At 37.2% G+C, this 25798-nt stretch carries 27 protein-coding genes and 1 pseudogene; 9 read left to right on the forward strand and 19 right to left on the reverse strand.

All coding sequences use genetic code 11. The features are described 5' to 3' along the window. Positions 1-43: 43 nt before the first annotated feature. From LG273_RS15145 to LG273_RS15170, 6 genes are all read right to left on the reverse strand, one after another. Complete coding sequence (locus tag LG273_RS15145) at positions 44-952, reverse strand: dihydrodipicolinate synthase family protein (protein WP_404455037.1); 909 nt, start codon at positions 950-952, stop codon at positions 44-46. A 29-nt stretch (positions 953-981) separates the two neighbouring features. Next, positions 982-1992: a C-terminal binding protein gene (locus LG273_RS15150; protein WP_404455040.1), complete on the reverse strand. Its 1011-nt coding sequence runs from the start codon at positions 1990-1992 to the stop codon at positions 982-984. A gap of 25 nt (positions 1993-2017) precedes the next feature. Next, on the reverse strand, positions 2018-2914 hold the full coding sequence (locus LG273_RS15155) for a sugar phosphate isomerase/epimerase family protein (RefSeq protein ID WP_404455043.1): 897 nt from the start codon (positions 2912-2914) through the stop codon (positions 2018-2020). A gap of 5 nt (positions 2915-2919) precedes the next feature. Then, positions 2920-3741: a sugar phosphate isomerase/epimerase family protein gene (locus LG273_RS15160; RefSeq protein WP_404455046.1), complete on the reverse strand. Its 822-nt coding sequence runs from the start codon at positions 3739-3741 to the stop codon at positions 2920-2922. A 95-nt stretch (positions 3742-3836) separates the two neighbouring features. Further along, positions 3837-5219, reverse strand: a complete 1383-nt coding sequence (locus tag LG273_RS15165; RefSeq protein WP_404455049.1) for a GntP family permease — start codon at positions 5217-5219, stop codon at positions 3837-3839. Between the two features lie 121 nt (positions 5220-5340). After that, entirely contained in the window at positions 5341-6291 is a 951-nt protein-coding gene (locus tag LG273_RS15170) for a 3-hydroxyacyl-CoA dehydrogenase family protein (protein ID WP_404455052.1), read from the reverse strand. Between the two features lie 556 nt (positions 6292-6847). On the opposite strand from LG273_RS15170, the gene LG273_RS15175 reads away from it, so the two are divergent. Continuing rightward, the gene (locus LG273_RS15175; RefSeq protein ID WP_404455055.1) at positions 6848-7621 is read left to right on the forward strand and encodes a DeoR/GlpR family DNA-binding transcription regulator; all 774 of its coding nucleotides are present in this window, start codon (positions 6848-6850) and stop codon (positions 7619-7621) included. A gap of 288 nt (positions 7622-7909) precedes the next feature. On the opposite strand, the gene LG273_RS15180 is transcribed toward LG273_RS15175, so the two are convergent. The 6 genes from LG273_RS15180 to LG273_RS15205 all read right to left on the reverse strand — a co-directional run bounded on the left by LG273_RS15180 (position 7910) and on the right by LG273_RS15205 (position 13878). Next, complete coding sequence (locus LG273_RS15180) at positions 7910-8920, reverse strand: 4-hydroxythreonine-4-phosphate dehydrogenase PdxA (protein WP_404455058.1); 1011 nt, start codon at positions 8918-8920, stop codon at positions 7910-7912. Positions 8921-8936: 16 nt separating this feature from the next. Beyond that, positions 8937-9833, reverse strand: coding sequence for an AEC family transporter (locus LG273_RS15185; RefSeq protein WP_404455060.1), 897 nt, complete (start codon positions 9831-9833; stop codon positions 8937-8939). 32 nt (positions 9834-9865) lie between these two features. Next, on the reverse strand, positions 9866-11359 hold the full coding sequence (locus LG273_RS15190; protein ID WP_404455063.1) for a tripartite tricarboxylate transporter permease: 1494 nt from the start codon (positions 11357-11359) through the stop codon (positions 9866-9868). A 25-nt stretch (positions 11360-11384) separates the two neighbouring features. After that, a complete protein-coding gene (locus LG273_RS15195) occupies positions 11385-11888 on the reverse strand; it encodes a tripartite tricarboxylate transporter TctB family protein (protein WP_404455066.1) in 504 nt (167 codons plus the stop codon). A 60-nt stretch (positions 11889-11948) separates the two neighbouring features. Then, positions 11949-12938 carry a tripartite tricarboxylate transporter substrate binding protein gene (locus LG273_RS15200; protein WP_404455069.1) on the reverse strand — a complete coding sequence of 330 codons (990 nt, stop codon included), beginning with the start codon at positions 12936-12938 and terminating at the stop codon, positions 11949-11951. Between the two features lie 127 nt (positions 12939-13065). Further along, positions 13066-13878, reverse strand: a complete 813-nt coding sequence (locus LG273_RS15205; RefSeq protein ID WP_404455072.1) for a sugar phosphate isomerase/epimerase family protein — start codon at positions 13876-13878, stop codon at positions 13066-13068. 272 nt (positions 13879-14150) lie between these two features. Here LG273_RS15205 and LG273_RS15210 point away from each other — a divergent pair, with 272 nt between their 5' ends. Next, a complete protein-coding gene (locus LG273_RS15210; RefSeq protein ID WP_404459564.1) occupies positions 14151-14918 on the forward strand; it encodes a DeoR/GlpR family DNA-binding transcription regulator in 768 nt (255 codons plus the stop codon). A gap of 77 nt (positions 14919-14995) precedes the next feature. Here LG273_RS15210 and LG273_RS15215 read toward each other — a convergent pair whose 3' ends face one another. Next, complete coding sequence (locus LG273_RS15215; protein ID WP_404455075.1) at positions 14996-15769, reverse strand: triose-phosphate isomerase; 774 nt, start codon at positions 15767-15769, stop codon at positions 14996-14998. 495 nt (positions 15770-16264) lie between these two features. Between LG273_RS15215 and LG273_RS15220 the strand changes: the two genes are divergently transcribed. Beyond that, on the forward strand, positions 16265-16732 hold the full coding sequence (locus tag LG273_RS15220; protein WP_404455077.1) for a hypothetical protein: 468 nt from the start codon (positions 16265-16267) through the stop codon (positions 16730-16732). Positions 16733-16862: 130 nt separating this feature from the next. Then, positions 16863-16991 (forward strand): hypothetical protein, encoded by a 129-nt coding sequence (locus LG273_RS15225; RefSeq protein ID WP_404455080.1) that lies wholly within the window; start codon positions 16863-16865, stop codon positions 16989-16991. 44 nt (positions 16992-17035) lie between these two features. Here LG273_RS15225 and LG273_RS15230 read toward each other — a convergent pair whose 3' ends face one another. The 6 genes from LG273_RS15230 to LG273_RS15255 form a co-directional block, all read right to left on the reverse strand. Beyond that, positions 17036-18394 (reverse strand): OmpA family protein, encoded by a 1359-nt coding sequence (locus tag LG273_RS15230; protein ID WP_404455083.1) that lies wholly within the window; start codon positions 18392-18394, stop codon positions 17036-17038. A 139-nt stretch (positions 18395-18533) separates the two neighbouring features. Next, a complete protein-coding gene (gene fabF / locus LG273_RS15235) occupies positions 18534-19769 on the reverse strand; it encodes a beta-ketoacyl-ACP synthase II (protein ID WP_404455086.1) in 1236 nt (411 codons plus the stop codon). A 4-nt stretch (positions 19770-19773) separates the two neighbouring features. Continuing rightward, positions 19774-19917, reverse strand: coding sequence for a hypothetical protein (locus LG273_RS15240; RefSeq protein WP_404455088.1), 144 nt, complete (start codon positions 19915-19917; stop codon positions 19774-19776). 8 nt (positions 19918-19925) lie between these two features. After that, positions 19926-20096 (reverse strand): hypothetical protein, encoded by a 171-nt coding sequence (locus LG273_RS15245; RefSeq protein WP_404455091.1) that lies wholly within the window; start codon positions 20094-20096, stop codon positions 19926-19928. Positions 20097-20247: 151 nt separating this feature from the next. Continuing rightward, complete coding sequence (locus LG273_RS15250; protein WP_404455094.1) at positions 20248-20706, reverse strand: DinB family protein; 459 nt, start codon at positions 20704-20706, stop codon at positions 20248-20250. Positions 20707-20775: 69 nt separating this feature from the next. Continuing rightward, a complete protein-coding gene (locus LG273_RS15255) occupies positions 20776-20916 on the reverse strand; it encodes a hypothetical protein (RefSeq protein WP_379561682.1) in 141 nt (46 codons plus the stop codon). A 336-nt stretch (positions 20917-21252) separates the two neighbouring features. On the opposite strand from LG273_RS15255, the gene LG273_RS15260 reads away from it, so the two are divergent. From LG273_RS15260 to LG273_RS15280, 5 genes and pseudogenes are all read left to right on the forward strand, one after another. Next, positions 21253-22254, forward strand: coding sequence for an ROK family protein (locus tag LG273_RS15260; RefSeq protein ID WP_404459566.1), 1002 nt, complete (start codon positions 21253-21255; stop codon positions 22252-22254). Between the two features lie 107 nt (positions 22255-22361). After that, on the forward strand, positions 22362-23558 hold the full coding sequence (locus tag LG273_RS15265) for an MFS transporter (RefSeq protein WP_404455098.1): 1197 nt from the start codon (positions 22362-22364) through the stop codon (positions 23556-23558). Positions 23559-23744: 186 nt separating this feature from the next. After that, positions 23745-24302, forward strand: a complete 558-nt coding sequence (locus LG273_RS15270) for a sugar O-acetyltransferase (protein WP_404455101.1) — start codon at positions 23745-23747, stop codon at positions 24300-24302. A gap of 281 nt (positions 24303-24583) precedes the next feature. Next, positions 24584-24901 carry a hypothetical protein gene (locus LG273_RS15275; protein WP_404455103.1) on the forward strand — a complete coding sequence of 106 codons (318 nt, stop codon included), beginning with the start codon at positions 24584-24586 and terminating at the stop codon, positions 24899-24901. A 29-nt stretch (positions 24902-24930) separates the two neighbouring features. Then, a pseudogene (locus tag LG273_RS15280) lies at positions 24931-25643 on the forward strand (class I SAM-dependent methyltransferase). Positions 25644-25798 lie beyond the last annotated feature (155 nt).

The raw sequence follows: 25798 nt of genomic DNA on the forward strand, positions 1-25798 counted from the left end.
TGTGCCTCCTTTATTGAAATGCTTTTATATTATTGGTAGATGACTAGCTAAGTAGATTTACTTTATTTAGAATAGTTTTCATTTTTTCTTTGTTTTCATCGTTAAGCATTTGAGTTGGTGCTAATACATAGGTTGAAATATCTAACCCTCTTACCTTCATCGCTTCTTTAACAACACTAACAAACGGTGAATCAATCTTATACATTGTTGGAATAATTGATAACTTCTCTTGTAATGTCAACGCTTTTTGTAAATTGTTTTCCTTATAAGCGTTATAAACACCAACTGCAAGTTCAGGGGCAAAATTCACGCTTGCACAAATTGCCCCGTCTCCTCCCATTGTCAACGTATTTAATAAATGATTATCAAATCCAGCGAACACCTTAAATTCTGGATGCTTCCCTTTAACTGTTGAGATCATTTCTACTATATGACCTATGGAATCTATCGTTTCTTTTATCCCGATAATATTGTCATATTTATCTACCAGTTTTAGAACGGTTTCAGCATTTAGATCCTGCCCGGTCAATTCTGGAAAATTATATAGCATTATTGGTAAATTAATGGCTTCAGCAATCTCTCCATAATGGGCTAATAAATTTTCCTCTGATAAATTCCAATAGTATGGGTTAATCACGACTACTCCATCGGCCCCAACATCTTCTGCATGCTTGCTTAAAAGAACTGCTTCGCTCGTACTTGTACTGCCCGTGCCAATTAACACCGGCACCCGTCTATTTACATATTCCGTAGTAAATGCTGCTACTTCCATTCTTAATTCTCTCGACATTTGAGTAAATTCCCCGCCGCTACCTAGAAAGAACAAGCCATCAACACCCGCGTTAATTAAATAATCAATGACAGTCTTCGTTCCTTCTTTATCCAGCTCTCCATTACTTTGGAGGATTGTTGAAACTGGAGGAATAATGCCATGAAAGGTTGATTTTAACAAAATATCTCCTCCACATATGCCACTAATTATTAAAATTGATAGAGTTTGTCCGTAATGAAAGGTTTTAATTCTGTTTTTTCTTTAACATCCTTATTAACAAGATATTTCGGATATTGGCCATATAATAAAACATCGGTTATTCCTAATGCTGCTTTTGAACGCATTTCAGCAGCAGACTCTTCTGAATATCCTGCCATATGCGGAGTAAGCGTAACGTTATCCATTGATAAGAAAGGATGATCAGAAGCTATTGGCTCCGTCTCGATAACATCAAGCCCGACTCCAGCAACAGTTCCATTTTGTAACGCCTCAATAAGAGCGTTTTCGTCAACAACTGGCCCTCTTGCAGTATTGACTAGATATACACCTTTTTTCATTATGGCAATTTGCTCTTTCCCAATCATGCCTTTTGTTCCTTTAGTTAGGGGCGCATGTATAGAGATCAGATCAGCCCTCTTACAAAGTTCTTCTAGTGATACTAAGGTAACGTTGCTCTCTACAATAACCTCTTCTGCTACAAATGGGTCTGCAACAATAATATTTATTCCTAAAACTTGCAGCTTCATCGCTAGCCTTCTAGGGATGCTTCCAAATCCTACTAACCCGATAGTCAACGTATTTAATCTTCGTATCGGCTTAGAATGATTTACATCCCATGTACCGTTTTTTACTATTTGATTAGAGGTAGTGATTTTACGTAAAAGACTCATAATTAAAGCAAGCGCATGGTCAGATACCTCATCAACCCCGTAGTCTGGAACATTAGCTACACAGATTCCCTTTTCTGTTGCAGCTTGTATATCAACCGTATCTACTCCAACACCATAACGGGTAATCACTTTACAATTTTTCAACTCATCAATTACCTTACGTGATAGTGGAGCATAAAGATTAATGATACCGTCTGCATTCTTACAGGCTTCAATGACTTCTTCCTCTGTAGTACATTGCATTTTCACTAACTCAATGTCATCATGATTCAGTATATTTTCTTCATAGCGCAAATCCATATATTCATGGTCTGTTATTACAACCTTCAACGCATAAGTCCCCCTTATACTATCTTTAATTAGTTACGAAACGTAAAGCATCTTTAAGTATTGTTCTAAGCTGCCTTTCATTTTGATAACAAGATTCCTTATCACCTTTGCCCCGCACCTCTACTGCTACACGCAAGCCCTCTTCTTGAAGCTTTAATTCTTCTGACTTTCGCAAAAGCGCGCTTATCTTTTCAGTTGTTAAAAATCCCGGAGAGCCAATCTCCATATGATAATCCCCATATAAATTACTGTTTGAATCTATGACAGCATTAGAAAAATGAATTTGATGAATGAGCGACTTTCCTTTTTCTAATGCATCAAAAACATTCTCGCCATTAAGCGATGCATGTGCTGTATCAAATGCAATCCCTATGTTATCGTGCTTTTCTTGTACTCTGCTAAGCAATGCAACCGTTTCATCTGTTGTTCCAATAATCCTCTTCTTATGAGCAAATCGGTCAAGTGGTTCAATTAATAGATTTATATTGTATGATTTAGCAGCTTCAGCTATTTCACATAAACTTTCATAAAGCCCTTCTATGCCATCTTTCCAAAGTTCAGCACCCGGATCATCACCCGTTACGAGGGCGATGTTTTGCGCACCAATTTCTGCAGATGCATATAAACTATCTTTTATACGCTTTACTGTTTCGGACCTTAGTTTCGAATCTAGCGACGAAACATCTAAGTTATTTTCCTCAATCAAAAATGTTAGCCACTGTGTCACTACTACGTTATTTTTTTCCGTTAAGTCTAAAATACGCTTACGTTCTACCCTATCGAAACCGTCCCCTAGCTCAACCGATTTATAAAAATCTTCCTCGGAAAGACGTTCAATCACATCTGCAGTAAAGCCTTTTTCTCTTTTAAACGGATGAAAAACTTCAGGGATTAATAGAGAAGGAATAAATTGCATACCCATCACCATTACCCTTTAAGAATTGGGTGAATATTGTTTCTTACATAATCACCAAGCTCCACAATAACTTTGCTTGTATTTTCTTGTTCAGCCCCTGTTTCTTCTTCAAGCATGATCCATCCGTCATAACCGCCATCTTTTAGAACTTGGACACATTTCGCAAAATCAATATCCCCTTCGCCCATCTTCTTCCACTCATTATTTTTAGAAGCGTCTTTAAAATGGACGTGTTTAACCAGTGGCAATCCTTGTTTTATAATCTCAGCGGCTTCCATTCCACCAAATTCAATATGACCAGCGTCTGGCGTGTACCCCATATATCTAGGATCTAAGCCATCAAAGAGAACGTCGTAGTCCTCTTTAAATCTCCAATAGGAAGTCACATATGAAATTGGATGAAGAGAAGTAACAATGCCATGCTCTTCAAGTGCGCGTTTCCCTAGATCATTTGCACCTTTTATGATTTCTTTTTGTCTTTGTAATAAGTTATCACGACTTTTTTCAACTCTTGATGGGACGTTCATAATAGCACCAGGAAAATGCTTTAAGTATTCAAAATAATAATCTTCTAATTCTCTTTCCTTATCAGAAGATTTCCCACCAGGGAATGCGTGTGGAATCGTCAACGCAGCAAGCTTTAATCCTTTTTTATCAAGCTCCTCCTTAAATCTTTCAGGAGCATCTCTATATTTTCCTAATAGAGATATTTGCATATCTAAGCCTGTTAGCCCAGCATTTTTAATATCATCCATAACCTCATCCATAATGTCTGCTTCCACATCATAATCCAATACCCAAGTTGAACCTTGACATCCAAATTCTATCGCCATTTTAAATTCCTCCTAATTCTTAATAATTGTTTCTACTTATTATTTAAAAGAACTCAATAGCTAATGTAATTGAGTTCTTTTAAAAATCATGAGTGTTACATTAGAAAAAGACTAAATATTAAAGAAAACGCGAAACCTACTAAAGAAATAATGGTTGCTGAAGCAGTCCATGATTTCAAGGTATCTCCTATACTCATACCAAAATAGCGGTTTACCATCCAAAAGCCTGAGTCATTAACATGTGGTGCAATGACAGCACCAGAGGCAATCGTTATAACAAGTACAGCCATCATTGGATCACTAAGACCCATAGTAACTATTATTGGTGCAACAATACTAGAAGTCGTAACCATCGCAACAGTTACTGAACCCACAGATACTCTTAAGAAGACCGCAGTTAGGAACGCAAAAATAACAATTGGTAGTTGTACTTGTTCCATCATATTTGCTAATATATCGCCTATACCCGAAGCCACAAGCATTTCACCAAAGATACCCCCAGCGCCTGTGATCAGGATGATAATCCCTGCCGGCTCAAGCGCTTTTGTGGTGATTTTCTGAATATCGTCTCTTGTATAGCCACGTTTTGTCCCAAAGATGTAAAACGTTAATAACGTTGTGATCGTTAGTGCTGCATAGGGATGCCCGATAAATACTAATATGTTACTTAAAATCGTTCCCTCTTCAAGAATAAAAGGCGCGAGTGTATTTAGTAACATTAAAATTAGTGGCAACATAATAATGGAAAATACACTAGTAAAGCTTGGTAATTCCTTTTTAATTTCCTTGCCATTAGCCTGTTCCTCTAATTCCTCAAGTGCTGCTGCTTGTTGTTCCATCATCTCTGGTACAGAAATATGAACCCTTTTAGAAATAAAACTACCATACACCGGCCCCGCGAGAATCATTGCTGGTATCCCAACAATAAATCCAAATAAGATAACCCAACCGATGTCAGCTCCTATAAGTGAGGCTGCAGCAATCGGCCCCGGTGTAGGTGGAATCATCGCATGCGCAACTAAAAGTCCAGCTAATAACGGAACCCCGAAGAACAGCAATGATTTCTTGGTTTTCTTAGCCAATGTATATAGAATAGGCATAAGAATAACAAGTGCTACGTCTAGAAATATTGGAATAGAGATGACTATACCCGCTATACCTAGCGCCCAGGACGATTTATTTATGCCAAACTTATTTATCATCGTTAAAGCTAAACGCTCAGCCCCTCCAGAAGCTCTTAATACCTCACCAAACATAGCCCCTAACCCGATTACAATCGCAATAAAAGCTACTGTTTCTCCCATTCCCGCTTCAAATGCCGCGACAATTTCTTCTGGCGACATGCCAACGCCTAAACCGACAAGAAAACTTACTAATATTAACGCTAGAAAAGCTTGAAGCTTTGTTCTCATTACCAGAAATAATAGCGTTGCTACCCCTAATATAGCTACTATAATTAACCAAGCAGACTCTCCCATTTAATTCCCTCCCAAAGTTATAACACTGAAAAAAACGCTTACAATTAAATAAGAGAGAAATAATAGACAAGAATCTGCTCATTCTATATCTATCATTTCTTCTTCTCATTTTATCGATAAATTACTTATTTGCTTCTTTCATATCTTTTTTCAACCATTTTATTAATTCATCTTCACGTTCCTGCTCCATTTGTGCCGTAAATTCAGGTGTCCAATCATAATACCCTTTACCTGTTTTTGGACCATAATTGCCATTATCCACTAAATCTTTCATGGCAGGGAAAACTTCTTTTCTATCACTTAAATCTTCGAAAAGATAAGAGGTAATAGAAGCATTAGTATTTAAACCACCCATATCCATCGTCATAAACGGACCAGTTACACCAAAACGACGTCCGAGACTGTAACGAATTGCTGCATCCACATCTTCCATTGAGGCAATATCATTATCTACAATGTACTGCGCCTCCCTAAAGATAGCGTACTGTAAGCAATTTCCCACTTGACCCAATACGTCCTTCTTAACAAGAACTGGTTTCTTATTCATTGCCTTAATTAATGTTAAAGCTCTTTCTATTGTCTCATCAGATGTATGTTCGCCTCGCACCACTTCAACTAGTGGCATAAGATGTGCCGGAAGCCAGAAGTGAGTGATCAATGCACGCTCTGGTTTATTTGTCAGTTTCGCTATTTCGGTTGCACTAAGACCAGATGTATTACTTGCTAGTATGGTATCCTCAGCGCACATCTCATCAAGTTGTTTAAAGAAATTTTGTTTTAGTTCTAAATTCTCTGGTACAGCTTCAATGACGAATGTTGCATCAGAAACACATTCTTCTAATGAATCTGTAAAGCTAATGGCATTTTTGATCCTCTCTTTTTCTGCTTCATCAAAAACCTCATAACCTACTAGCGCTTGTAACTTAGCTTCCACTCCAGTTTTGGCCCGCTCTATATCAGCATTGTCTGTACCCCAAACTTTTACATTAATTCCTGCCCAAGCTGCGGTTAAAGCAATGGAATGCCCCATTATTCCTGAACCAGCTATAGATAATTTTTCTTGATTAGACATATTATTAGCTCCTAACATTTCAATTTTAAAATAAACCGCTTTCTTTACTAGATAAGATATTTTTTCTAAATTAGTTGTATCAACATCAATAATCTCGTTAAGTATTCACAAAAAATTAGTAACCTACTCTTATCTTCAAAAGAAATCAAAGTAGATTCTCTATTGCCGACTTAACGATTTGATTGCCAAAAATGTTTTATCAAGCCTTGAAACCTGTTCACCAATTCTATAAATCAGGTATCATGAAAGGGATTGATAAGATCATTCGTTTTCCATGAATCCCCCCTGCCTCTTAATGTTAATAGATATAATCCAACTACGAAATGCTGTAATCGGTTTCAAGTTATTTTAATTTTATACTATCATTTTTTTTCAAGTTGTCAATAATATTATCGTTTTATTTCATAATGAAATATAAACCTTTTACTTATCGGCTTATATGATATAAAATGAAAATAAAAATTACATAAACAAAAATGTAAGCGCATTATTTTTCCTTGATAAATATACTTAATAGGAATATGATAAAGATATCTAATATGTGGGATGGGATAACATGAAAATGTTTGTCAGCGAGAGAAGAAGTATTATTATGAAACTACTAAAAGAGAAAAGAAGAATAACCGTAAAAGAGCTTGCTTCAGAGATAGGGGTATCAGAGGCAACCTTAAGAATAGATCTAAACTATTTAGAGCAAGACAACCTTTTGACACGTACTCATGGCGGGGCAGTTTTAAATGATTATCGAGAGGAAGATACAAGTTTCTCAGTGCGCAGCAAAAGAAATATAGACGAAAAAATGAAAATAGCTGAAATGGCATTTGAAACCATTGAACATAAGCAATGTATTCTATTAGATGGTAGCTCTACTGTCCTTGAACTTGCACGTTACATAAAAAAACAATCTTTAAAACTTACAGTTGTCACCAGTGGAATTCAAACTGCACTAGAGCTGAAAGAAAACCCGAACATTACTGTAATTTTAATTGGCGGAGTGGCTACACAGGGTTCCAGCGCAATTGAGGGCACACTTGGAATTGATGTACTAGACAATGTCAACATCGACACCATGTATACGTCCGCTAATGGACTGTCTATTTCCAACGGCTTATCAGATTTCAATTTGTATGAAGTTTTTCTCAAAAATGAGATGATAAAAAGAGCGAATAAAGTAGTAGCTTTAATAGATTCTTCAAAAATTGGCGCCACCTCAAGCGCTGTCTTCGCGAAAGTAAATGAAGTTGATACATTAATAACAGATCAACCACTTAATGAAGACTTTACAGTAGAATTAGAGCAAAAGGGTGTAAAAATAGTACTAACAGACTAACGTTTACTTTTACGGCTGTACTTCTAATTCGAAGTAATAAATGTCTATCCATTTCCTATTTTGGATAGATATTTTTTCTTATGGACGAACAAATACTCGTAATTGGATTTAAAATGGAAGATACTCTGACAGAAATTAATGTTTATAATGGTGCACCTAAGAAAAAAAGGGCACTCTTGTCGAGTGCCCTTTCATTTTTTCCGTTTATTCCACCTTAACTGCCAGTTAAAGCCCGATTCGTTCAATTAAGATTTGGTGGGGGGGCGGAAGGAAAATCCGCACCAATTGTCATGCATTAACTCTATTCTTATTGCCTAACATCGTGACATTGAGTTTTAGAGCTTCCTCTAGAGCTCCTGAATCCGCAATTGCTTTGCCAGCAATATCAAACGCTGTACCGTGAGCAGCAGTTGTGATCGTTATCGGCAGGCCACCACTAATCGTTACTCCTTTTTTAAATCCAAGAAGCTTCATACCTGTTTGTCCTTGGTCATGATACATAGACAAGATACAATCGAATTCCTCTTTCTCCAATCGAAGGAAAATGGTATCAGCAGGATATGGACCGACTGCATTTATACCTAGTTTTTTCGACTCTTCCACAGCAGGAACAATAACTTCTGCCTCTTCATCTCCAATTAACCCTCCGTCTCCAGCATGGGGATTAAGCGCTGCTACCGCAATTTTAGGATTATTAAAGCCTGCATTCGTTAATACATTATTCGCAAAATGGATGCTATCTAGCACGCTATCAAACGTTATATTTTCAGCAACTTCCCTTAAAGGAATATGGGAAGTAACACGCGTGAACCACGTTCCATCCATTACATTAACTTCTCCAAATCCAGATTCAAGTTCAAATAAGGAAGCAAGCAAATGAATATCATCCATAAACTCATAACCACCTTTGAATAGTCCATCTTTATTCATAGGTGCATAAGTTAAGCCGTCTAATTTCTTTTGTTTTGCTAATTCAACTGCGTAAACTAAATTGTCACCAGTTGCTTTTCCAGATTCTGTAGACAACACGCCTTTTTGAATCGTACTAGGATCAGTATTCTGGGTATCAATAAGGAATATGCTCCCTTCATCCCCACTTACTTCATCAATATCCTTCACCTTTTTATAATTAAGTGTTACTTCCACAATCTCAGCACCTTGCAGGAATACTCTCTCGTCACCGATTAGAACCCATGTAGCTGAATCCACAATCTTTTGGTTTTGAAGTGCCCTTGCTAAAACCTCTGGCCCTACCCCTACTGCTTCTCCATATAACAATCCAATAACTGGTTTATTCATTTTATTTCCTCCTTATTTATAATAGAATCGTTAATAAAATAGATATTGTAATAAAACTTATGATGGTATTAACTAATGTAGCAACAGAGACAAATTTAGCGTTTCCATCGAATTCCAAAGCATATACTGTCGCATTTACGGCAGTTGGCATTGCCGCTAGAATAATTAATACATTGCGGTACAATGTTTCAATCGGTAATATCATCGTGAGACCTAATACAATGATCGGTGAAATTAAAAGCCTGATGACGGTAACAAGACTAATCTCTTTCCAACTAATCGCTGTCAACTCCAGGTTTGCAATCTGCATTCCTAAAATAAGCATAATAATAGGGATCGCTCCATCTGCTAATAAATCGACGGATGTCATGATGTTACTTGGCAATAGATTGGGAAACTGTTTTAAAACTAAAGCTATCATCACTGCATATATAGCAGGTAATCTCAATACTTTTAAAAGGCCCTTTTTAAGATCACTGGTCTCCTTAGATGCATAATAAACTCCCAACGTGTTAAATAGAATTACTTGTAAGACATAAAACGAAATTGCATAATGGAAAGCTTCCTCACCCAATACGAACAATATGACAGGGGAGCCATAATTTCCAGCATTCATAAAAATAGTAGCTAAGATAAAGACATTTTCTTTCCCTTTATCTAGTTTCTTCAATTTTGCTATTCCTTTAATTAGCAAAATAGTAATCACAGTTAATAAAAATACAACTACTACAAGAATAAGATGTTGCTGTTGAAACTCTGTCTCATATATAGACCTAAATACTAATGCTGGTATAAAAATATAAATGGAAATGGTCGAGATAGCTTTTAAATCTACCTTTTTTATCTTTTGCACAATGAAACCTATTGTAAAAACCATTAATACTGGGAGTACAGCTTCATAAAAAGCACTCATAAAACAAAAACCCTTCTAAACGTTCTTTAATCTTAGTTCTTTGCTTTTCTTTTTTTAATGTAATTCATAATTATTGGGAAAAATAGCATGAGCACTGCTACAATTAATAACCCTAAACTTATCGGTCTAGTGAAAAAGATAGATAAATCACCATTAGCCATTTCCACCGATCGACGGAACTCACTTTCCGCAATCGGCCCTAGAACAACCCCTAAAATAATAGTAGCCAACGGGAACTTCATCTTCTCTAAGAAAAATCCTAGAAAACCGAAAATAAACATAATCCATACATCAAAGTAAGAATTCCTTACTGCATAGGTTCCAATCATACATAGTATAAGGATAAGTGGACCCATCACGTAATATGGAATATTGACAATTTTAGTGAATACCCTTATAAATGGTTTTGCTAATATTAGAATTAAGATATTAGCAATTAACAGTCCAGCAAAAATGGTATACATCAATTCTGAATTTGTTCTAAATAACGTAGGTCCAGGTTGCATGCCGTGCAAAATAAACGCTCCTAAGATCACTGCAGTTGTAGCTCCACCTGGAATTCCAAGTGATAGCAATGGAACTAAGGTACCCATAGCAGCTGCATTGTTGGACGTTTCAGATGCCGAAATACCTTTTGGATTCCCTTTTCCAAATTCAGGTTCAGGATTCTTCGTCCATCTAACGGTTTCGCTATAACTTAGCATAGCAGCAGTGGTTGCTCCAATACCTGGTAAAATACCGATAAATACCCCGATTAAGGATGATCGAGCCATTGTTCCATATATTTTTTTGAAAATCTTCATTTCGAAAATCTTTGTTTTTACCTTTTCTGTGGTCTTTTTTAAGCCATCCGTTATTTCACTTGATTTCTTCAAGAACTCAGATACTGCAAAAAGACCGATCAAGACAGGAATTAACTCTATTCCAGAAGTCATTTGTGCACTTCCAAATGTGTAACGCAATGTGCCTGTTAAAGCATCCATCCCCACCGTTGCAAGCATTAATCCAAATAACACACCTATTAATCCTTTGATAATATCCTTTCCACTTAAGGAAGCTACTACCGTCAATCCTAATGCAGCTAGCGCAAAATATTCTGGAGAGGAGAACGATAAAGCGACATTGGACAATAAAGGCGTTAACGTGATTAAGAATATTGTTCCAACAATTCCTCCTGTTGCGGAGCTAAAAATAGCAATCCCTAACGCTCTACCGGCCTTACCGTTTTGCGCCATTGGGTAGCCATCAAAAACTGTTGCCACTGCCTCAGGAGTACCTGGGGTCCGGAATAAAATCGCACTAATTGCTCCTGAGAAAGAAGCAGTCGCATAGATTGCAGTTAGTAGAATGAATGCGGCATTTGCATCTAATCCGTAAGTTAATGGAAGAAGAATAACTATTAACATCGTTCCACTAATACCAGGAATAGCTCCTCCTACAAAGCCAACTGATACAGCTGCAAATAAGATAAATAAATTAAATGGGTCACCAATGTTTGATAACCCGATCATAATATTCTCTAGCATTTTAACCCCCCTTACTGGTTATGTATTAATAGAATAATAAGCTTAAATCTCTAAAGATTCCTATACCTCTTGGTAAAGGTATTCCTAGTAATATACAAAATAGATAAACAAGGGCCGCAGTACCTATTACCGATAACAAAATGGAATGAGTCTTCCGCTTAATACCTAGTAATAATGAAACAACAAAAATGAAGAGTAAGGAAGACAGGATAAAACCCAATGTATTTAGTAAGAATAAGTAAATACCAACTATTACTGCCACGATAATGGAAGCATGAACATTAAAGACTTTTTTCACAGGTTCTTTTTCTTCACTTACTACATCTTCAACATCTTTTTTAGCCTGAAAATAAGTCTTAATAAACATAATGATCCCCAAAACTAACATTAGTGTTAAAAGAATGATCGGCCACGTTTTGGGGCCAATAATATATGTTGAACTACTTTGGGGAATGCGTGATGTCATGTACAAGAAGAATACGGAAAAGAGAATCGTAAAAATGGATAAAAAATAATTTGACCTTGTCAACCTTTCCCCTCCTTATGTAATTGGTAGAAGGGTAACCCTTCTACCATAATAATTTATATATTATTTTTGAAGTTCTGCTAGAATCTCTTCAAATTTAGTAATACTTTCTTCTAATCGAGTAGTATACTCCTCAGAATTCATCCAGCCTTCTCTCAAGTGAAGGTAATTATTTTCTTCGTACTCTTGGTATGAATCTGTTTCGTATGCCTGTTTCATTGCATCTTCTAAAGCTGCAATAATCTCTGGATCTGTTTCACTTTTGATCATAAACCCACGTTCATTACCATCCGTTAAATCCCAACCATTTTCAACTGTTGTTGGAACATCTGGAAAATCTTCCAGTCTTTCTTCAGAAAATACGACAAGTGGTTTAATATCGCCTTCTTCGTAAAGCGACTGAGTAGGCCCAAATTCATCAAACATAGCATCTAGGTGTCCACCGATAACACCTGCATGCATTTCCCCAGATCCGTTTTGTGGGATAAAGTTTAGCTCCACCCCTGCTTCTTGCCCAAATGTGAAGGCCGTAATTTCGTCCATCCCTAATGAACCTGTACCTCCAACACTAATTTCGCCTGGATTATCTTTTGCAGCTTGTACAAACTCATCAATGCTCTCATATTTCTCCGGGTTTACCCAAAGAGCGTATGTGTCACTTTGAAATCTAGCAATTGGAGTAAATGCATCTAAGCCGTATTGGTTTGTTCCAGCTGCTGTCGTAATAGGAAAAGCCGAGATCCCTACCAATGTATGGCCATCTGCTGGTGCGTTGTATGCATTCTGAATCGCTACCACACCTGCGCCACCTTCTTGGTTGACAACGTTTACATTAACACCCAAAATTTCTTCAAGTTCTTTAGCAACAGCTCTTGTAAATGAATCTGTTCCTCCGCCTGCACCATGCCCTACAAGAATTTCAATATCTCTTTCTGGATAGTCAGTAGCACTACCTTCATTTGAATTACCAGAAGAATCGCTATTCGCTTCAGAACCACACGCCGATAATATAAGTAGTAAAACCGCTAACAAAATAGAAAACTTGAATTTCATTTTATATCCCCCTTATTTTTTAAATCATACGAAGCAATGGAATGAACACACTTTTTTCAAACCCTCCCTTTGTGTAATAAAAACTTCTACAAATTATCTCACCAATCTTGCAGTGTGTTTTTCACTTTTAAATCACCGGTTCTAACTTTTTATGAACATAATTACCTACTTCATGTATTACTTTATCTGGATCCACCGCTGCCTCTTCTGTTTCTTCTTCAACCATTATCCACCCAGAATAGCCGTATTCTTTTAAATTCTGGACAATTGCAGGAAAATTAATGTCGCCGGTACCCATTTCCCGCCATTCAAAGTTGTTGGAACAATCTTTAAAATGCACGTGTTTTATAATGGCTAAGTTTTCGTTAATAATGTTTACTGGATCCATTCCACCAGCTTTGATATGACCAGCGTCAGGAGTATACCCTATGTATCTTGTATCTAGTAGTTCAAACAAGACGTTATAATCTTCTTGTGTTCTAAAATACGAAGTCGCTGGTGAAGCTGGATGGAAAGATGCCACAACACCTTGTTCAAATGCTCGTTTACCTAAAGCATTCGCACAATTTATTATTTGTTTTTGCCTGTTTAGTAGATTTTCTCTGTGCGGTCCAACTCTGGAAGGAACGTTCATTACTGCTTGCGGGAAATGTTTTAGGTAGTTTATAAAATAATCTGCATGTTCCTTCTCTTCTTTCGTTTCTTCATCATACTCCCAAGAAAAAGGAACGGTCAGAGCTGCAAGTTCAATTCCTCTTTTGTCTAGTTCTACTTTTAGCTTCTCTGGATGCTCTTTATATTTCCCTAACATCGCTACTTGTACATCAATACCTTTGAATCCTGCCTCACGAACTGTGTCCATAATATCATCTAAGTAATCAATTTCTTTGTCATAATCAAGTTCCCATGTTGAACCATGACAGCCAAATTTAATTGCCATTAAAACACCCCTAACACCTATAATTTAAAAGATTAAAATTTTTCTTTCTTGTAATCGGTTTCATATTCCTTTACGATTATATTATCATCTATTTGTAAGTTGTCAATATTTTTTTTATTTAATTTCGTATATTAAATAATATGTTTTTATTTATTATTGTTTTAAATATATAACGAAGGTTTAATCGCAATACCAATATTGTAAGCGCACCATGTTTCTGCAGACGTTTTTCTTAAAAGGAATAATATGAAGAAGGTTGTGATAAAGTGAAAATGTTCGTAAATGAAAGAAGAAGTACTATTTTGAGACTGTTAAAAGCGAAGAAGCGGATAACGGTTAAAGAACTCGCTTTAGAAATTGGGGTATCTGAGGCGACGCTGCGTATGGATCTTAATTGCTTAGAACAGGATAACCTGTTAACGCGGACTCATGGAGGGGCAGTTTTAAGTGGAGACAGGGAAAATGATACAAGTTTTTCGGTGCGAAGTAAGAGAAATATAGATAAAAAAGTTAAGATAGCAGAAAAAGCATTTCAAACAATTAAAAATAAACAATGCATATTATTAGATGGTAGCTCTACCGTACTTGAATTGGCGCGTTACATAAGTAAACAGTCCTTACAACTTACTGTCGTTACTAGTGGAATACAAACAGCTCTATTGTTAAAAGAAAACCCAAGTATTACGGTGATTCTGATTGGAGGAGTAGCGACCAGAGTATCTAGTGCAATTGAAGGAACGCTCGGAATAAGCATATTAGACAATGTAAATATTGACACGATGTACACTTCCGCTAAAGGCTTCTCCATTTCAAACGGCTTAACAGATTTCAACTTATATGAAGTATTTCTTAAGATTGAGATGATCAAAAGAGCGAATAAAGTAATAGCCTTAATAGATTCATCAAAAATTGGTGCTACCTCAAGCGCTGTCTACGCGAAACTAAATGAAGTTGATTCGTTAATAACAGATCAACCACTTAATAAAGACTTTACTGAAGAATTAGGACAAAAGGGAGTCAAGATTGAACTTACAGACTAACCTTTACTTTCACACTTATTCTTGTCATTCGCATTAAAAAATGTCTATCAAACTCATTTGATAGACATTTCTTTTGCTTATGCGAACAAATCATCCAACCGATGAAGGATTTGTTTAAAGCTATCCATATTCCATGCAGCTCTGCCAATAAATAAACCATTTACATCTTCAATCTTAATATATTCCATAAAATTCTCTAGGTTGACACTTCCTCCAAATAACAATGGGATTTTTGCACCTGTTTCACCATACAGTTCAACTAACTGCTGACGAAGAAATGCATGGGCCTCTGCCACATAAGTAGCATCAGCAGGGATACCATTCTCACCTATTGCCCAAACTGGTTCATAAGCGACCATTACTTTAGTGACCTCTTCTTTCGTTACGTCTTTCAAGCAAACCTTTAATTGTGCTGCTAACACTTCTTTGGATATGTTATTATTTTTCTGCTCGAGATTTTCTCCAATACATACAAGTGGTGTGAATCCATGGCTTAGCCCGGCATGCACCTTTTTATTAATTTCACGATCATTTTCATTATAATATTGCCTGCGTTCCGAATGCCCGAGCTCGATCATGTCAATCCCGATTTCTTCTAACATACGAGGAGAAACTTCTCCGGTATAAGCACCTTCTTCCTCCCAATGCATATTTTGTGCTCCGATATGAATCCTTGATTTAGAAGTAAGTTCATGAATTGGAATTAACGCTGTATGTGAAGGGATAATAAATAATTCAATATTTGAAGACACCTTCTTTGATAATTCGTTTAATTCTTCTGTATAAGCCAGACCCTCTTTAAGTGTTTTTGTCATTTTCCAATTGGTACCAATCCAAATTTTATTACTCATACACTTTCTCCTTCCTCTATTGTAATAACAAGTTTAAAATACCTTTTCAGGAACAGATCTAGTACTCTAAAAAACAATCAATACGTATAGCGCTTTCACATTTTGAGTTTATATTTTACCTTTTATCTTGTCAATTTTTTTCGTTTTCAATCAATGTGAAAGTGAATGAAATGTAAATGGTGGGATTATTAATTAGATACCACTAATAAAGTAAGTATATAAGTTATGCTCTATCGAGTCGATTTCTTATAGATTACATTTATTCTTGACAATCCCAAAAAAATCCCACCAAAATTAAAAAACCCGTCAAATCAGCCGATAATATACTGGTATGGAAATGAAGAAATAAAGAGAGGGTAAGCAACATGGAAAAGACAGATGCAATGCAAAGCGATGCAGTCTTTAGAGATGGAAGCTAGGAACGCGGATAGATCTAAAAGTAGAAAACCAAAAATCACTCAAAGCGTATGCGAATTTTAGGAGGTAATGTCATCAATGGGTGGGTTCATGTTTTTAATCATGCTTTTAGCAACTGTAGTCTTAGTCCCTGTATTAGCAGGTAGTTTTATCTTAGCATTACCAGGAATGATCATTGGTTTGTTTGATGAAATGGTTATGGATTTATTTGGTTCTATTACACCTATAATCATCATCTTAATTATTTCTACGGTACTTATCGTTTTATTTATTAATTTCTCTGGCGGTATAACAATTTTGCTATTCATTATAAGTGCAATTCTAGGTTATGTAATTTGTTTGAATATATTTGACCACGGCATATCCGAAAACGTTTGGCAAAGTTATAACGATAATCGAGATTCCTTTTTCAGAACGATATTCTATTTCATTCTTTACTCCGTAGTATTTTGTTTAGAATTCGTCGTGTATCTTGTTTTAATACCAGCTGCTCAATTAATTGCAGCTTTTGTGTTGGGGGCCGTTTTCCAAAAGAAAAAAGACTAGCATAAACGTAAAACTAGAAGAAGCGGATATGAAAGCCTCTCCGCCTCTTCTTGTAATTTCCTCAGAAACCCTCTATCCCTAAATATTTTCCCCCACGCCACAAATACTAATCAAGAAAGGAGGGTCCACTATGAAAATCAAGGGTGCAGGAGAAAAGATCGAAGAAACCGCAGAGAACTTAATGAAAAAAGGAGTCCCTGCCAGAACTGCAGCATTTGCCTCTTCAATGGGCTATCTTAGGCATTTGAAAAAGAAATAGGCAACAAAGAGGAGCAGATTTGCTCCTTTTTGTTGCCTGGAATTTTACTTCGGATTTATCACAATCTCCACCCGACGATTGCGCTCTTGCCCTTCTTCATCCTTATTGGAAGCGATCGGCTTGGTATCACCATAGCCTTCTATTTCTACATCCAGCCCAGACACCTCTCCATTTTCCTTTAAGTAAGCCCAAACGGCATCGGCACGTTCCTTGGATAGCTTTAAGTTATAATCCGCTTCCCCGACATTATCGGTATGGCCATTAATTTGGATTTTTGTGTTATCATCCAGCTTCTGTAAATCCTTGATCACATCATCCAGTGTTGCTTTCGCCTCTTCTTTTAAAGTACTTTCATCAAAATCAAATAGTAAATCATCCGGCATTTGGATTTTTACTTCTTCATCATCCATGGTTAATCCAACATCTTCAGGAGGATCAAAATTCGGGGCATCAACTGGTACGATCAATTCTAGATAGCGATTTTCACCTTCCTCTTTAACCAGGTCCCCCTTCAACTTTTCACCATGCTCGCCATAGGCAGTTAGCGTATCTTCCCACGTATTGTTCTGGGGCTCAAACCGTATCGGCATGTACATTCCTTCTTGCAGCTTATAATAAGGCACTTGTAATACGAACGTTCCATCCGGATTTATTCGGGTAAATCCATACGAGAATGCATCAATTATCCCTGAAGCCTTTCGGAGATTCCCACCAATCCATGTACCTTCCACCAGATTTGTTTTCCCGTGAAAATATAAGTATTCGTGGTCACTGTCCATTTCTACTTCCATCCGGACTTCCGGCTCGCCATAATCAGCAGGCTTTTCTTGCCACTCAGGAATTTCAATAGGAATGGCGTATGGCATCGGCTTATCGACATCAATATAGAATTCCGCCCTCACCTCAAACTCGCCATGCTTTTCGGTGACATACACCTGGGGTCCTGTTACTTTCTCCAAATTTTCGCCGTAATGCGCTTTTGATTCATCACTATTATTGTATAACTCCAAATCTACTGTAGTACTTTGGCTAATACCGGAAAATTCAAAAGAAAATGATCCATCTTCTTGAACTTCTGCGGTATCAATAAAATTAGAGGAGGCAAAACCGCCATCCGTCAAACCACCTGAGTAAATTCGTGAACCCGGCAACAGGTTGCTCTCCCCTTCTATTGTAATCTTATCTTCTTCTACGATGGCTTCACCCGACAGCTGCACTTCTAAATCGCCAAGTTCAGTCGACGTGTTCGCTGCTTCTACCTCTTTTTCAGCTTCTTTGTTTGTGCCCTTCGCTTCTTCCGTCGTGTTGCCCTTTTCCTCTTTGCTCTCGCTTGCTGCGTCCTCTTCGTTTGTACAGCCACTAATCAATAATACAACCATGATTGCCAGTAATATTTTCCTCAACTCAAACCCTCCATGTTCCTGCCAGGACAAGTTTCCTGCGCCTTTTCTCTGAGTTTAGTATACCTAGAGGGGGTGAGGATGGGTAGTGTTGATTGTGAAAATAGTGCTTTAGTCACGTGTCACTCATATTTTAATTTCCTTATTCACAGAACTTTTTAAATGCCAGGACGGCATTATGCCCTCCGAATCCAAAACCATTAGAGATGGCATACTTAACATTTTGCTTCACAGCGTTGTTTGGAACATAATCTAAATCGCACGCTTCATCGGGGTGTTCATAATTAATAGTTGGAGGGATCACATTCTCTTCCATACTCTTTAAAGTAAGTATGGCCTCAACCCCGCCAGCAGCACCAAAAAGATGTCCAGTCATTGATTTGGTAGAGCTAACTTTAAGATTGTATGCGTGATGTCCAAAAACATCCTTGATTGCTTTAGTTTCTGATTTATCGCCTTCAGGAGTACTTGTCCCGTGTGCATTGATGTAATCTACATCTGTCGGCTGGATTTTTCCCATATCTAAAGCCAACCTCATCGCATTTGCTGCTCCGTTATAATCGGGTGACGTAATGTGATAGGCATCTGTGGTGGACCCATATCCGATTATTTCACCTAAAATTGTGGCGTCTCTTTCTTTTGCATGTTCATATTCTTCCAGAAATAAGACACCGGCTCCCTCTGACATGACAAAACCATCTCTGTTCCCATCAAATGGTCGACTTGCTTGATGGGGCTGATCATTATTTGTTGACATCGCCCTCATCTTAGAAAAGCCTGCAAAAGCCAATGGGTTAATTGGTGCCTCTGAACCACCAGCCAAAATCCCGTCTGAATATCCATGTTTTATATTTAAATATGCTTCGCCAATAGATTGATTCCCCGTTGCACAAGCGGAAACAGGCGAAAAACTGGGACCTTGAAGTCCATATTTTATCGCAATCACTCCAGCTGCCATATTACTAATCATCATAGGAATCATAAATGGTGAAACCCTTTTAGGCCCTTTTTCTAAAAAAGAACTGTAATTTTCCAAGGTAGTATTTATTCCTCCATTACCTGAACCAATGTATACACCGAGTCGTTTCTTGTTAACTGTTTGCAAATTAAGGTTAGATTGGTCCAAAGCTTGTTGAGCCGCTGCGATTGCGTATTGAACAAACAAATCATATTTATTTACTTCTTTTTTCTCCATGTACTTCTCAGCGTCAAAATCTGTAATATATCCAGCAATCTGCGTATTAATATCTTTAAAGTCATCTGATACAATTTTTTTAATCCCCGATTTACCTTCTATACTATTTTTCCAAAACGTATGAACATCATTGCCTAATGGAGAAACTGTTCCGTATCCTGTTACTACAACTCTTCTTTCCATAACACTACCTCTTTTCATCACTAATAATAAAATTTCCAAATTGATTCAGTAATGTAGACATCAAGTCTTCTTCAACAATACGATTGTATTGTAATCCGCCTTTTACGCTAGTAAGAAGGAGGACAGCTATCCCCTCAACACTGCCCATCTCTTCTTTTAGATATCCTTCTTTTTTACTTCTAAAAGTAATTCTGTTAAATAGTCTATTTCTAATTTGCTTATGACTTGGATTTTCCGCTTCATTTCCTCTGGTAAATAATTATAATCTGCCTGTAATGCAGAGATAGGACATACGTCATCTTTCTTTATATAGTCTATTCTTTTCATAATAAACGCTAGAGGTTTCTCAGAAGCTTTAAATGATGAAAATTAGTTACAATACATGAACACAACTACACATCAAAACAGAATAACTAATTTATTTAATAGGATAGTATTTTAAATACCAAAAACCACTCCTAGTTGAATGGATTAATAATCACAAGAATTTCTTGATATCCATGATAGCCTGTAAGTGCATACCTTCATGAAAAATTGTACGTACGAGGACTTGTTCAATGGTATACATCCCCATGTCGATAGAAGGGTATTCTCTATTTAATCTATTAACATATAAATCCTCAATTACATCAGGTTGACCTTTCAGTAAACTAACTAATTCATCTAATTTAGGTGTTTCAGAAGTAAAATCTTGTGGAGTTGTCCCAAACCCAAACCAGTTATTAAATCGTTTTACTGTTTCGGATGATTTATCGGTTAAGGTTTCGATCCACATAAATTGATCTAAATAAATGTGTCCTAAATTCCAACGAATATTATTTCTAAAGTTTTTGGGTATAAATTCCGCCTCTTTCTCGGTAACATCTTGAACTACATCCAATACATCTTGTCTGAATGTACGGACTTGATTTAATAAAACTTGATGATGCCTTTCCATAAAAAGCCCTCCTTGTTAAAGCTAATTTATCATCCTATTCTTCTAGATCATATCATTACTTTTCCGTCTTCACCTCATATAACCAGTAGATTGCTTTTCCCTTCTAACTCTTAGCTGATCCTCATCCACGATTACTTCCCCACTCAGCTGTATTTCTAAATCACCAAATTCACTTGTGACCGCTTCACTGCCTTCTTTATCTTCCTCCATATCCATCTCTGACGTTGGGTAGGTTCCTCTTTACTTTCACTGCTTGCATCCTTTTCTTTTACACAACCACTAATCAACAATGCAATCAGGATTACTATTAACTTTAACCCTCCCATGTTCCACTCCATATACACGTTATGTCGTTCTTGTGTACTCTGTATTTGGTAAAAAGAAACTTCTTTCAAAGGCTGAGGTTTGATGAAAAAAACCATATTAATTTTTCCATTGTTATAAAAAAATTAATATGGTATAGTTTCCCCATAACTTATTAAAACGTTTTAATAAGTTCTTAAGGTGGTGAACTTTGTGCAGGAAAAATTAACGAATCCAAAATCAATGAAGAGGATAATCCTTCGTGATATCCGCAAAACACTTTTGGAATATGGAAGTGCAACAAAAGTAGAGCTTCGCAATAAATTGGAAATTAGTTTCCCGACTATCAGCAAAATTCTAACGCAGATGGAGAACAATGGCGAAATTATTTCGGCTGGGTTGGACGAATCCAGTGGTGGTAGAAGAGCGAAAAGGTATAGGTACAATCCAGAATATAGGCTTGGCCTTGCGATATTCTTAGAGAAGACGGAGACCAATTATACAATTTTTAATTGTTTGGGCGAAATAAAGGATCAAGGCAAGATTTCAACTGTATTATTAGATAGTGGGTTACATCTATTAACTACTCATATCGACCAAATTATAACCGCCAATCCAAAAATCAGCTCGATGGCGATTGGTGTCCCTGGTTCAGTTGAAAATGGTCGGATTTTTCATATACCTGGATATGAGAAATTTCATAATATAGATTTAAAGGAATATTATGAAGCGTATTTTTCTCTCCCTGTCGCTGTTGAGAACGACATGAATGCAGCTGTTCTCGGATATTACCACAACCGAAAAATTCAAAATCAGTCCCTTGTATATTTATATGCTGGGCACAATGGGCCGGGAACAGGTATTTTGTTGAATGGGGATGTGGTTCGTGGAAGTACGTTTTTCTCCGGAGAGGTTCAGTTTATCCCACAATATAATAACCAAAATTTTCTACAAGCTTTAAATTATGGATCAAAAAATGTAGTCATAAATGGGAGTGCGGAGATTGATGCCATTAGTAGATTAGTAGCTTCTTTTGTAACTATTATTAATCCACATATGTTTATTTTTTGTGATAACCAAGTGGATGGAAGCCTTGTAGAAAAAATTAAAGATGTAAGCGCAACTTATGTTCCATCCGAACATCTACCGGAATTTGCAATAAGCGATTGGCAACAGGACTATTTATTTGGATTACAAACGCTTTGTCTTGAAATAATGATCGACGGAATCAATGATACTTCTTAAAAGATAATACTAAGCATTCAACGACGTTTGGATGCTGAAATTTTTATCAACTTATTAAACGCTTTTAATAAGTTGATTCCAGAACTAAATTGGAAAAAGGAGATTACATGACAATATTACTTTTACTTGTTATATATTTGGCCTTTATTAGCTTAGGTTTACCTGATTCATTATTAGGTGCCGCATGGCCAGTGATACGAGAGGACATAGGAGCTCCACTTGAAGCAGCAGGATACCTGTTTATGATCATCTCTGCTGGTACCATTATTTCCAGCTTAGTTAGTGGGAAGGTTATCAGGCGATTCGGGACTGCAAAGGTTACATTTATCAGCGTCCTATTGACGGCTGGCGCGTTACTTGGGTTTTATTTTGCACCGTCGATTTTTTGGTTGGTTATTTGCTCCATTCCCCTTGGGTTAGGTGCCGGAGCTGTAGATACAGCACTAAACAATTATGTTGCTTTACATTATAAGGCACACCATATGAGTTGGTTACATAGTTTTTGGGGTGTGGGAGCAACCTTTGGACCAATCATCATGGCACAATTTATTTCAGGACAGCAGGCTTGGAGGAGTGGTTACTTAACCATTGCTACAATTCAGTTCGCATTAGCAGCTATCCTGCTCTGTTCCTTTCCATTGTGGAATAAGGTAGCGAAAAATAAAAGTATGACATTAGCAGAAGAAACGATTGAGGAAGAAACACTGGAACATGACAAGCATGTAAAACCTTTGCAAGTAAGAGGAGTGAAGCTAGCGCTGTTGTCCTTTCTATTTTATTGTGGGGTGGAAGCAACAGTTGGGCTGTGGGGCAGTAGTTTTCTTGTAAATGTGAAGGATCTGTCAGCGGCAACGGCTGCACAGTGGGTATCCTTTTATTGGGGTGGATTAACGGTTGGTAGATTTCTAACTGGTTTTGTTACGTTTAAAATGAGTAATCGCATGCTGATACGAATTGGGCAAATTACAGCATTAGTAGGGGCCGCGCTTCTCGTACTGCCTTTCCCTCATCCAATTTCACTAGTAGGTTTTATCATGATTGGATTTGGTCTAGCACCGATTTACCCATGTATGCTGCATGAAACTCCAACACGTTTTGGTAAAACGCATTCTCAGACTATCATGGGTTACCAAATGGCTGTAGCCTATACAGGTAGTACCTTTTTGCCGCCTCTACTTGGTTGGATTGCATCACTTTCAACAATAGCAATCTTTCCGTTCTTTATCGTTTTATATATTTCCGTGATGCTTTTAAGCTCGGAACAATTAAACAAGCTTTTACGCAAAAAGGTGCTTGTAGGGTAATAACTTATAAAATGAAACTTCATTTGGTGAGGGCTTTTCTTCCCTCACCAAATGTTAGTTGAACGAACCGGACTTTTACTGGCAGTTGATCCCATGCTTAGAATACTTGATTGCTTCCCGCTTTCTGGAAGTAGGGGTCTTACTGCCAGTTAAGGCGGGATAAATTAACTAAAGGAGAATAAACCAATGACAGAAAAAGAAACCATGTTAGCAGGAGAAATGTACAACCCTTCGGATCCCGAATTAGTAAAAGATCGGCAAGAAATAAGGCGCAAGGTCAGAATATATAATGAAACCATCGAAACAGATGAAAAAATACGAACAGCGTTATTAAAAGACTTACTCGGATCAACGGGCGAAACTATTTACATGGAGCCTACTATTCGATTTGATTATGGATATAACACACATGTTGGAGAGAACTTCTATGCAAATTTCGATTGTACGATTTTAGATGTTTGTGAAGTGCGATTTGGCGATAATTGCATGCTTGCACCAGGCGTACAAATTTATACAGCAACACATCCCATTAACCCGACTGAACGTAATTCTGGTAAAGAATACGCAAAACCAATAACATTTGGAGACAATGTATGGATTGGGGGCAGGGCCATTATAAACCCGGGGGTCACCGTTGGTAATAATGTAGTCATTGCGTCAGGAGCAGTCGTAACAAAAGACATACCAGATAACGTGGTGGTTGGCGGAAATCCAGCAAAGATAATTAAGGAAATTGAATTATAAAGTTAAATATCAATCCCACTAATTGCTAGTTAAACGATCGGGGTGTTAGCGTCCGTTTTCTACCACTTAAACTTTACTGTTTCACTTCATGATTAAAATGGGAATCTTACGGCAGGTTACGCCAGGATGTAGTAGAGATAGATAATTGATGCTATATTATTAATCTACTGGAGTTGTTTTATATGTTTATATGTCTACCACACTCATCCTATTTGTCATTGCCGTTGTTTTACTCGGCTCTTTAATGAGAGCAACGTTTTTTTTGAGAAGCTGTTATAGGGATGCCTCTTCTTGCACTACTACCATTAGATTTACATACTGCTATATCGCTGATTGGATTGGCCGGGCTTACACTAGCTTTGCTTGCCGTTACTACAGGATGGCGTCACATCGATCGGCCAGCAGTTCTAGGCCAAGCACTTGGAGGATTATGGACAAAGGATGTATTTACACTCTTTGGTCTTTCCTTGACATTTATAATTGTCGCAACTATTTTAGGTACTTTTATACATCGGCGTATCCCTAGTCATAAATTTGAACGTTACGTCTTTATTCTTATCGTTCTGATTGGGGCGGTGCTACTAATTAATCCTACTTGATTACATTAAAAACAGGTGATGGATTCACAATGAAACAGAATAAATTTGACTATCCAAATTTCTTTTCTACATACGAACAAATGCCACGCTCTGTAAATGGTTCTTGACTTAGGCTGTGGTTTCGGTTGGCATTGTCGAGAGGCACGTGAACAAAAGCACGCTCTGTGACAGGTGTGGATATTTCTGAAAAAATGATCTAAAGAGCTCGTGAAATGCCACAAGATCCTTCCATTTCAAATATTAGGGCCAATCGAAGACATCGATTTTTCACACTCACAATTTCACGTTGTAATCAGCTCTCTTGCATCTCACTATGTTAAATCATTTAAAACAATTTGTGAAAAGGTTCATGATTCATTAAAACCTGGGGAGCTTTGTTTTTTCCGTTGAACATCCCATTTTCACTTCTCGAAAATAACAAGACTGGTATTATGATGAACAAGGAAATCTCCTGCACTGGCCAGTTGATTCCTATCATATGGAAGGCGTGCGTGAAACGTCCTTTTTAAATGAACCAGTTACAAAATACCATCGCACCATTGACACCTATATTAACGATTTAATAGACGCTAGATTTCTTACTAAGGCAGTGAAGGAATCATATCCTACTGAGTAATTGGCAAAAAAGGACCCCCTGATGGCAGATGAAAATCGGAGACTAATGTTTTTAATTATTTCAGCGAATAAGAAATCGAGGAACATCCATAACTTAGTGTGGGCCAAAAAGCTCTCCAGACCTTGAAAACCATATTAGGATATAACGAGGGTTTATCATGGGTTGAAGTTTGGGGAAGTTTAATAAATCCCGTAAAAAAGATGGAGGCGGCTAGCGTAATCAACAATAGTAATCATTTCAGAAATCGTTTCATGAAGAGTTTCATTTGGACAAGAAATGAT

The organism is Oceanobacillus kapialis (genome assembly GCF_044790185.1).
GTDB lineage: Bacteria > Bacillota > Bacilli > Bacillales > Amphibacillaceae > Oceanobacillus_B > Oceanobacillus_B kapialis.

Bases quoted from the DNA above. Each gene is read 5' to 3' on its own strand.
- LG273_RS15155 (WP_404455043.1), bottom strand. From the start codon at position 2,914: ATGGGTATGCAATTTATTCCTTCTCTATTAATCCCTGAAGTTTTTCAT.
- LG273_RS15160 (WP_404455046.1), bottom strand. From the start codon at position 3,741: ATGGCGATAGAATTTGGATGTCAAGGTTCAACTTGGGTATTGGATTAT.
- LG273_RS15165 (WP_404455049.1), bottom strand. From the start codon at position 5,219: ATGGGAGAGTCTGCTTGGTTAATTATAGTAGCTATATTAGGGGTAGCA.
- LG273_RS15170 (WP_404455052.1), bottom strand. From the start codon at position 6,291: ATGTCTAATCAAGAAAAATTATCTATAGCTGGTTCAGGAATAATGGGG.
- LG273_RS15175 (WP_404455055.1), top strand. From the start codon at position 6,848: ATGAAAATGTTTGTCAGCGAGAGAAGAAGTATTATTATGAAACTACTA.
- LG273_RS15180 (WP_404455058.1), bottom strand. From the start codon at position 8,920: ATGAATAAACCAGTTATTGGATTGTTATATGGAGAAGCAGTAGGGGTA.
- LG273_RS15185 (WP_404455060.1), bottom strand. From the start codon at position 9,833: ATGAGTGCTTTTTATGAAGCTGTACTCCCAGTATTAATGGTTTTTACA.
- LG273_RS15190 (WP_404455063.1), bottom strand. From the start codon at position 11,359: ATGCTAGAGAATATTATGATCGGGTTATCAAACATTGGTGACCCATTT.
- LG273_RS15200 (WP_404455069.1), bottom strand. From the start codon at position 12,938: ATGAAATTCAAGTTTTCTATTTTGTTAGCGGTTTTACTACTTATATTA.
- LG273_RS15205 (WP_404455072.1), bottom strand. From the start codon at position 13,878: ATGGCAATTAAATTTGGCTGTCATGGTTCAACATGGGAACTTGATTAT.
- LG273_RS15210 (WP_404459564.1), top strand. From the start codon at position 14,151: ATGTTCGTAAATGAAAGAAGAAGTACTATTTTGAGACTGTTAAAAGCG.
- LG273_RS15215 (WP_404455075.1), bottom strand. From the start codon at position 15,769: ATGAGTAATAAAATTTGGATTGGTACCAATTGGAAAATGACAAAAACA.
- LG273_RS15220 (WP_404455077.1), top strand. From the start codon at position 16,265: ATGGGTGGGTTCATGTTTTTAATCATGCTTTTAGCAACTGTAGTCTTA.
- LG273_RS15225 (WP_404455080.1), top strand. From the start codon at position 16,863: ATGAAAATCAAGGGTGCAGGAGAAAAGATCGAAGAAACCGCAGAGAAC.
- fabF (WP_404455086.1), bottom strand. From the start codon at position 19,769: ATGGAAAGAAGAGTTGTAGTAACAGGATACGGAACAGTTTCTCCATTA.
- LG273_RS15240 (WP_404455088.1), bottom strand. From the start codon at position 19,917: ATGGGCAGTGTTGAGGGGATAGCTGTCCTCCTTCTTACTAGCGTAAAA.
- LG273_RS15245 (WP_404455091.1), bottom strand. From the start codon at position 20,096: ATGAAAAGAATAGACTATATAAAGAAAGATGACGTATGTCCTATCTCT.
- LG273_RS15250 (WP_404455094.1), bottom strand. From the start codon at position 20,706: ATGGAAAGGCATCATCAAGTTTTATTAAATCAAGTCCGTACATTCAGA.
- LG273_RS15255 (WP_379561682.1), bottom strand. From the start codon at position 20,916: ATGGAGGAAGATAAAGAAGGCAGTGAAGCGGTCACAAGTGAATTTGGT.
- LG273_RS15260 (WP_404459566.1), top strand. From the start codon at position 21,253: ATGAAGAGGATAATCCTTCGTGATATCCGCAAAACACTTTTGGAATAT.
- LG273_RS15265 (WP_404455098.1), top strand. From the start codon at position 22,362: ATGACAATATTACTTTTACTTGTTATATATTTGGCCTTTATTAGCTTA.
- LG273_RS15270 (WP_404455101.1), top strand. From the start codon at position 23,745: ATGACAGAAAAAGAAACCATGTTAGCAGGAGAAATGTACAACCCTTCG.
- LG273_RS15275 (WP_404455103.1), top strand. From the start codon at position 24,584: ATGCCTCTTCTTGCACTACTACCATTAGATTTACATACTGCTATATCG.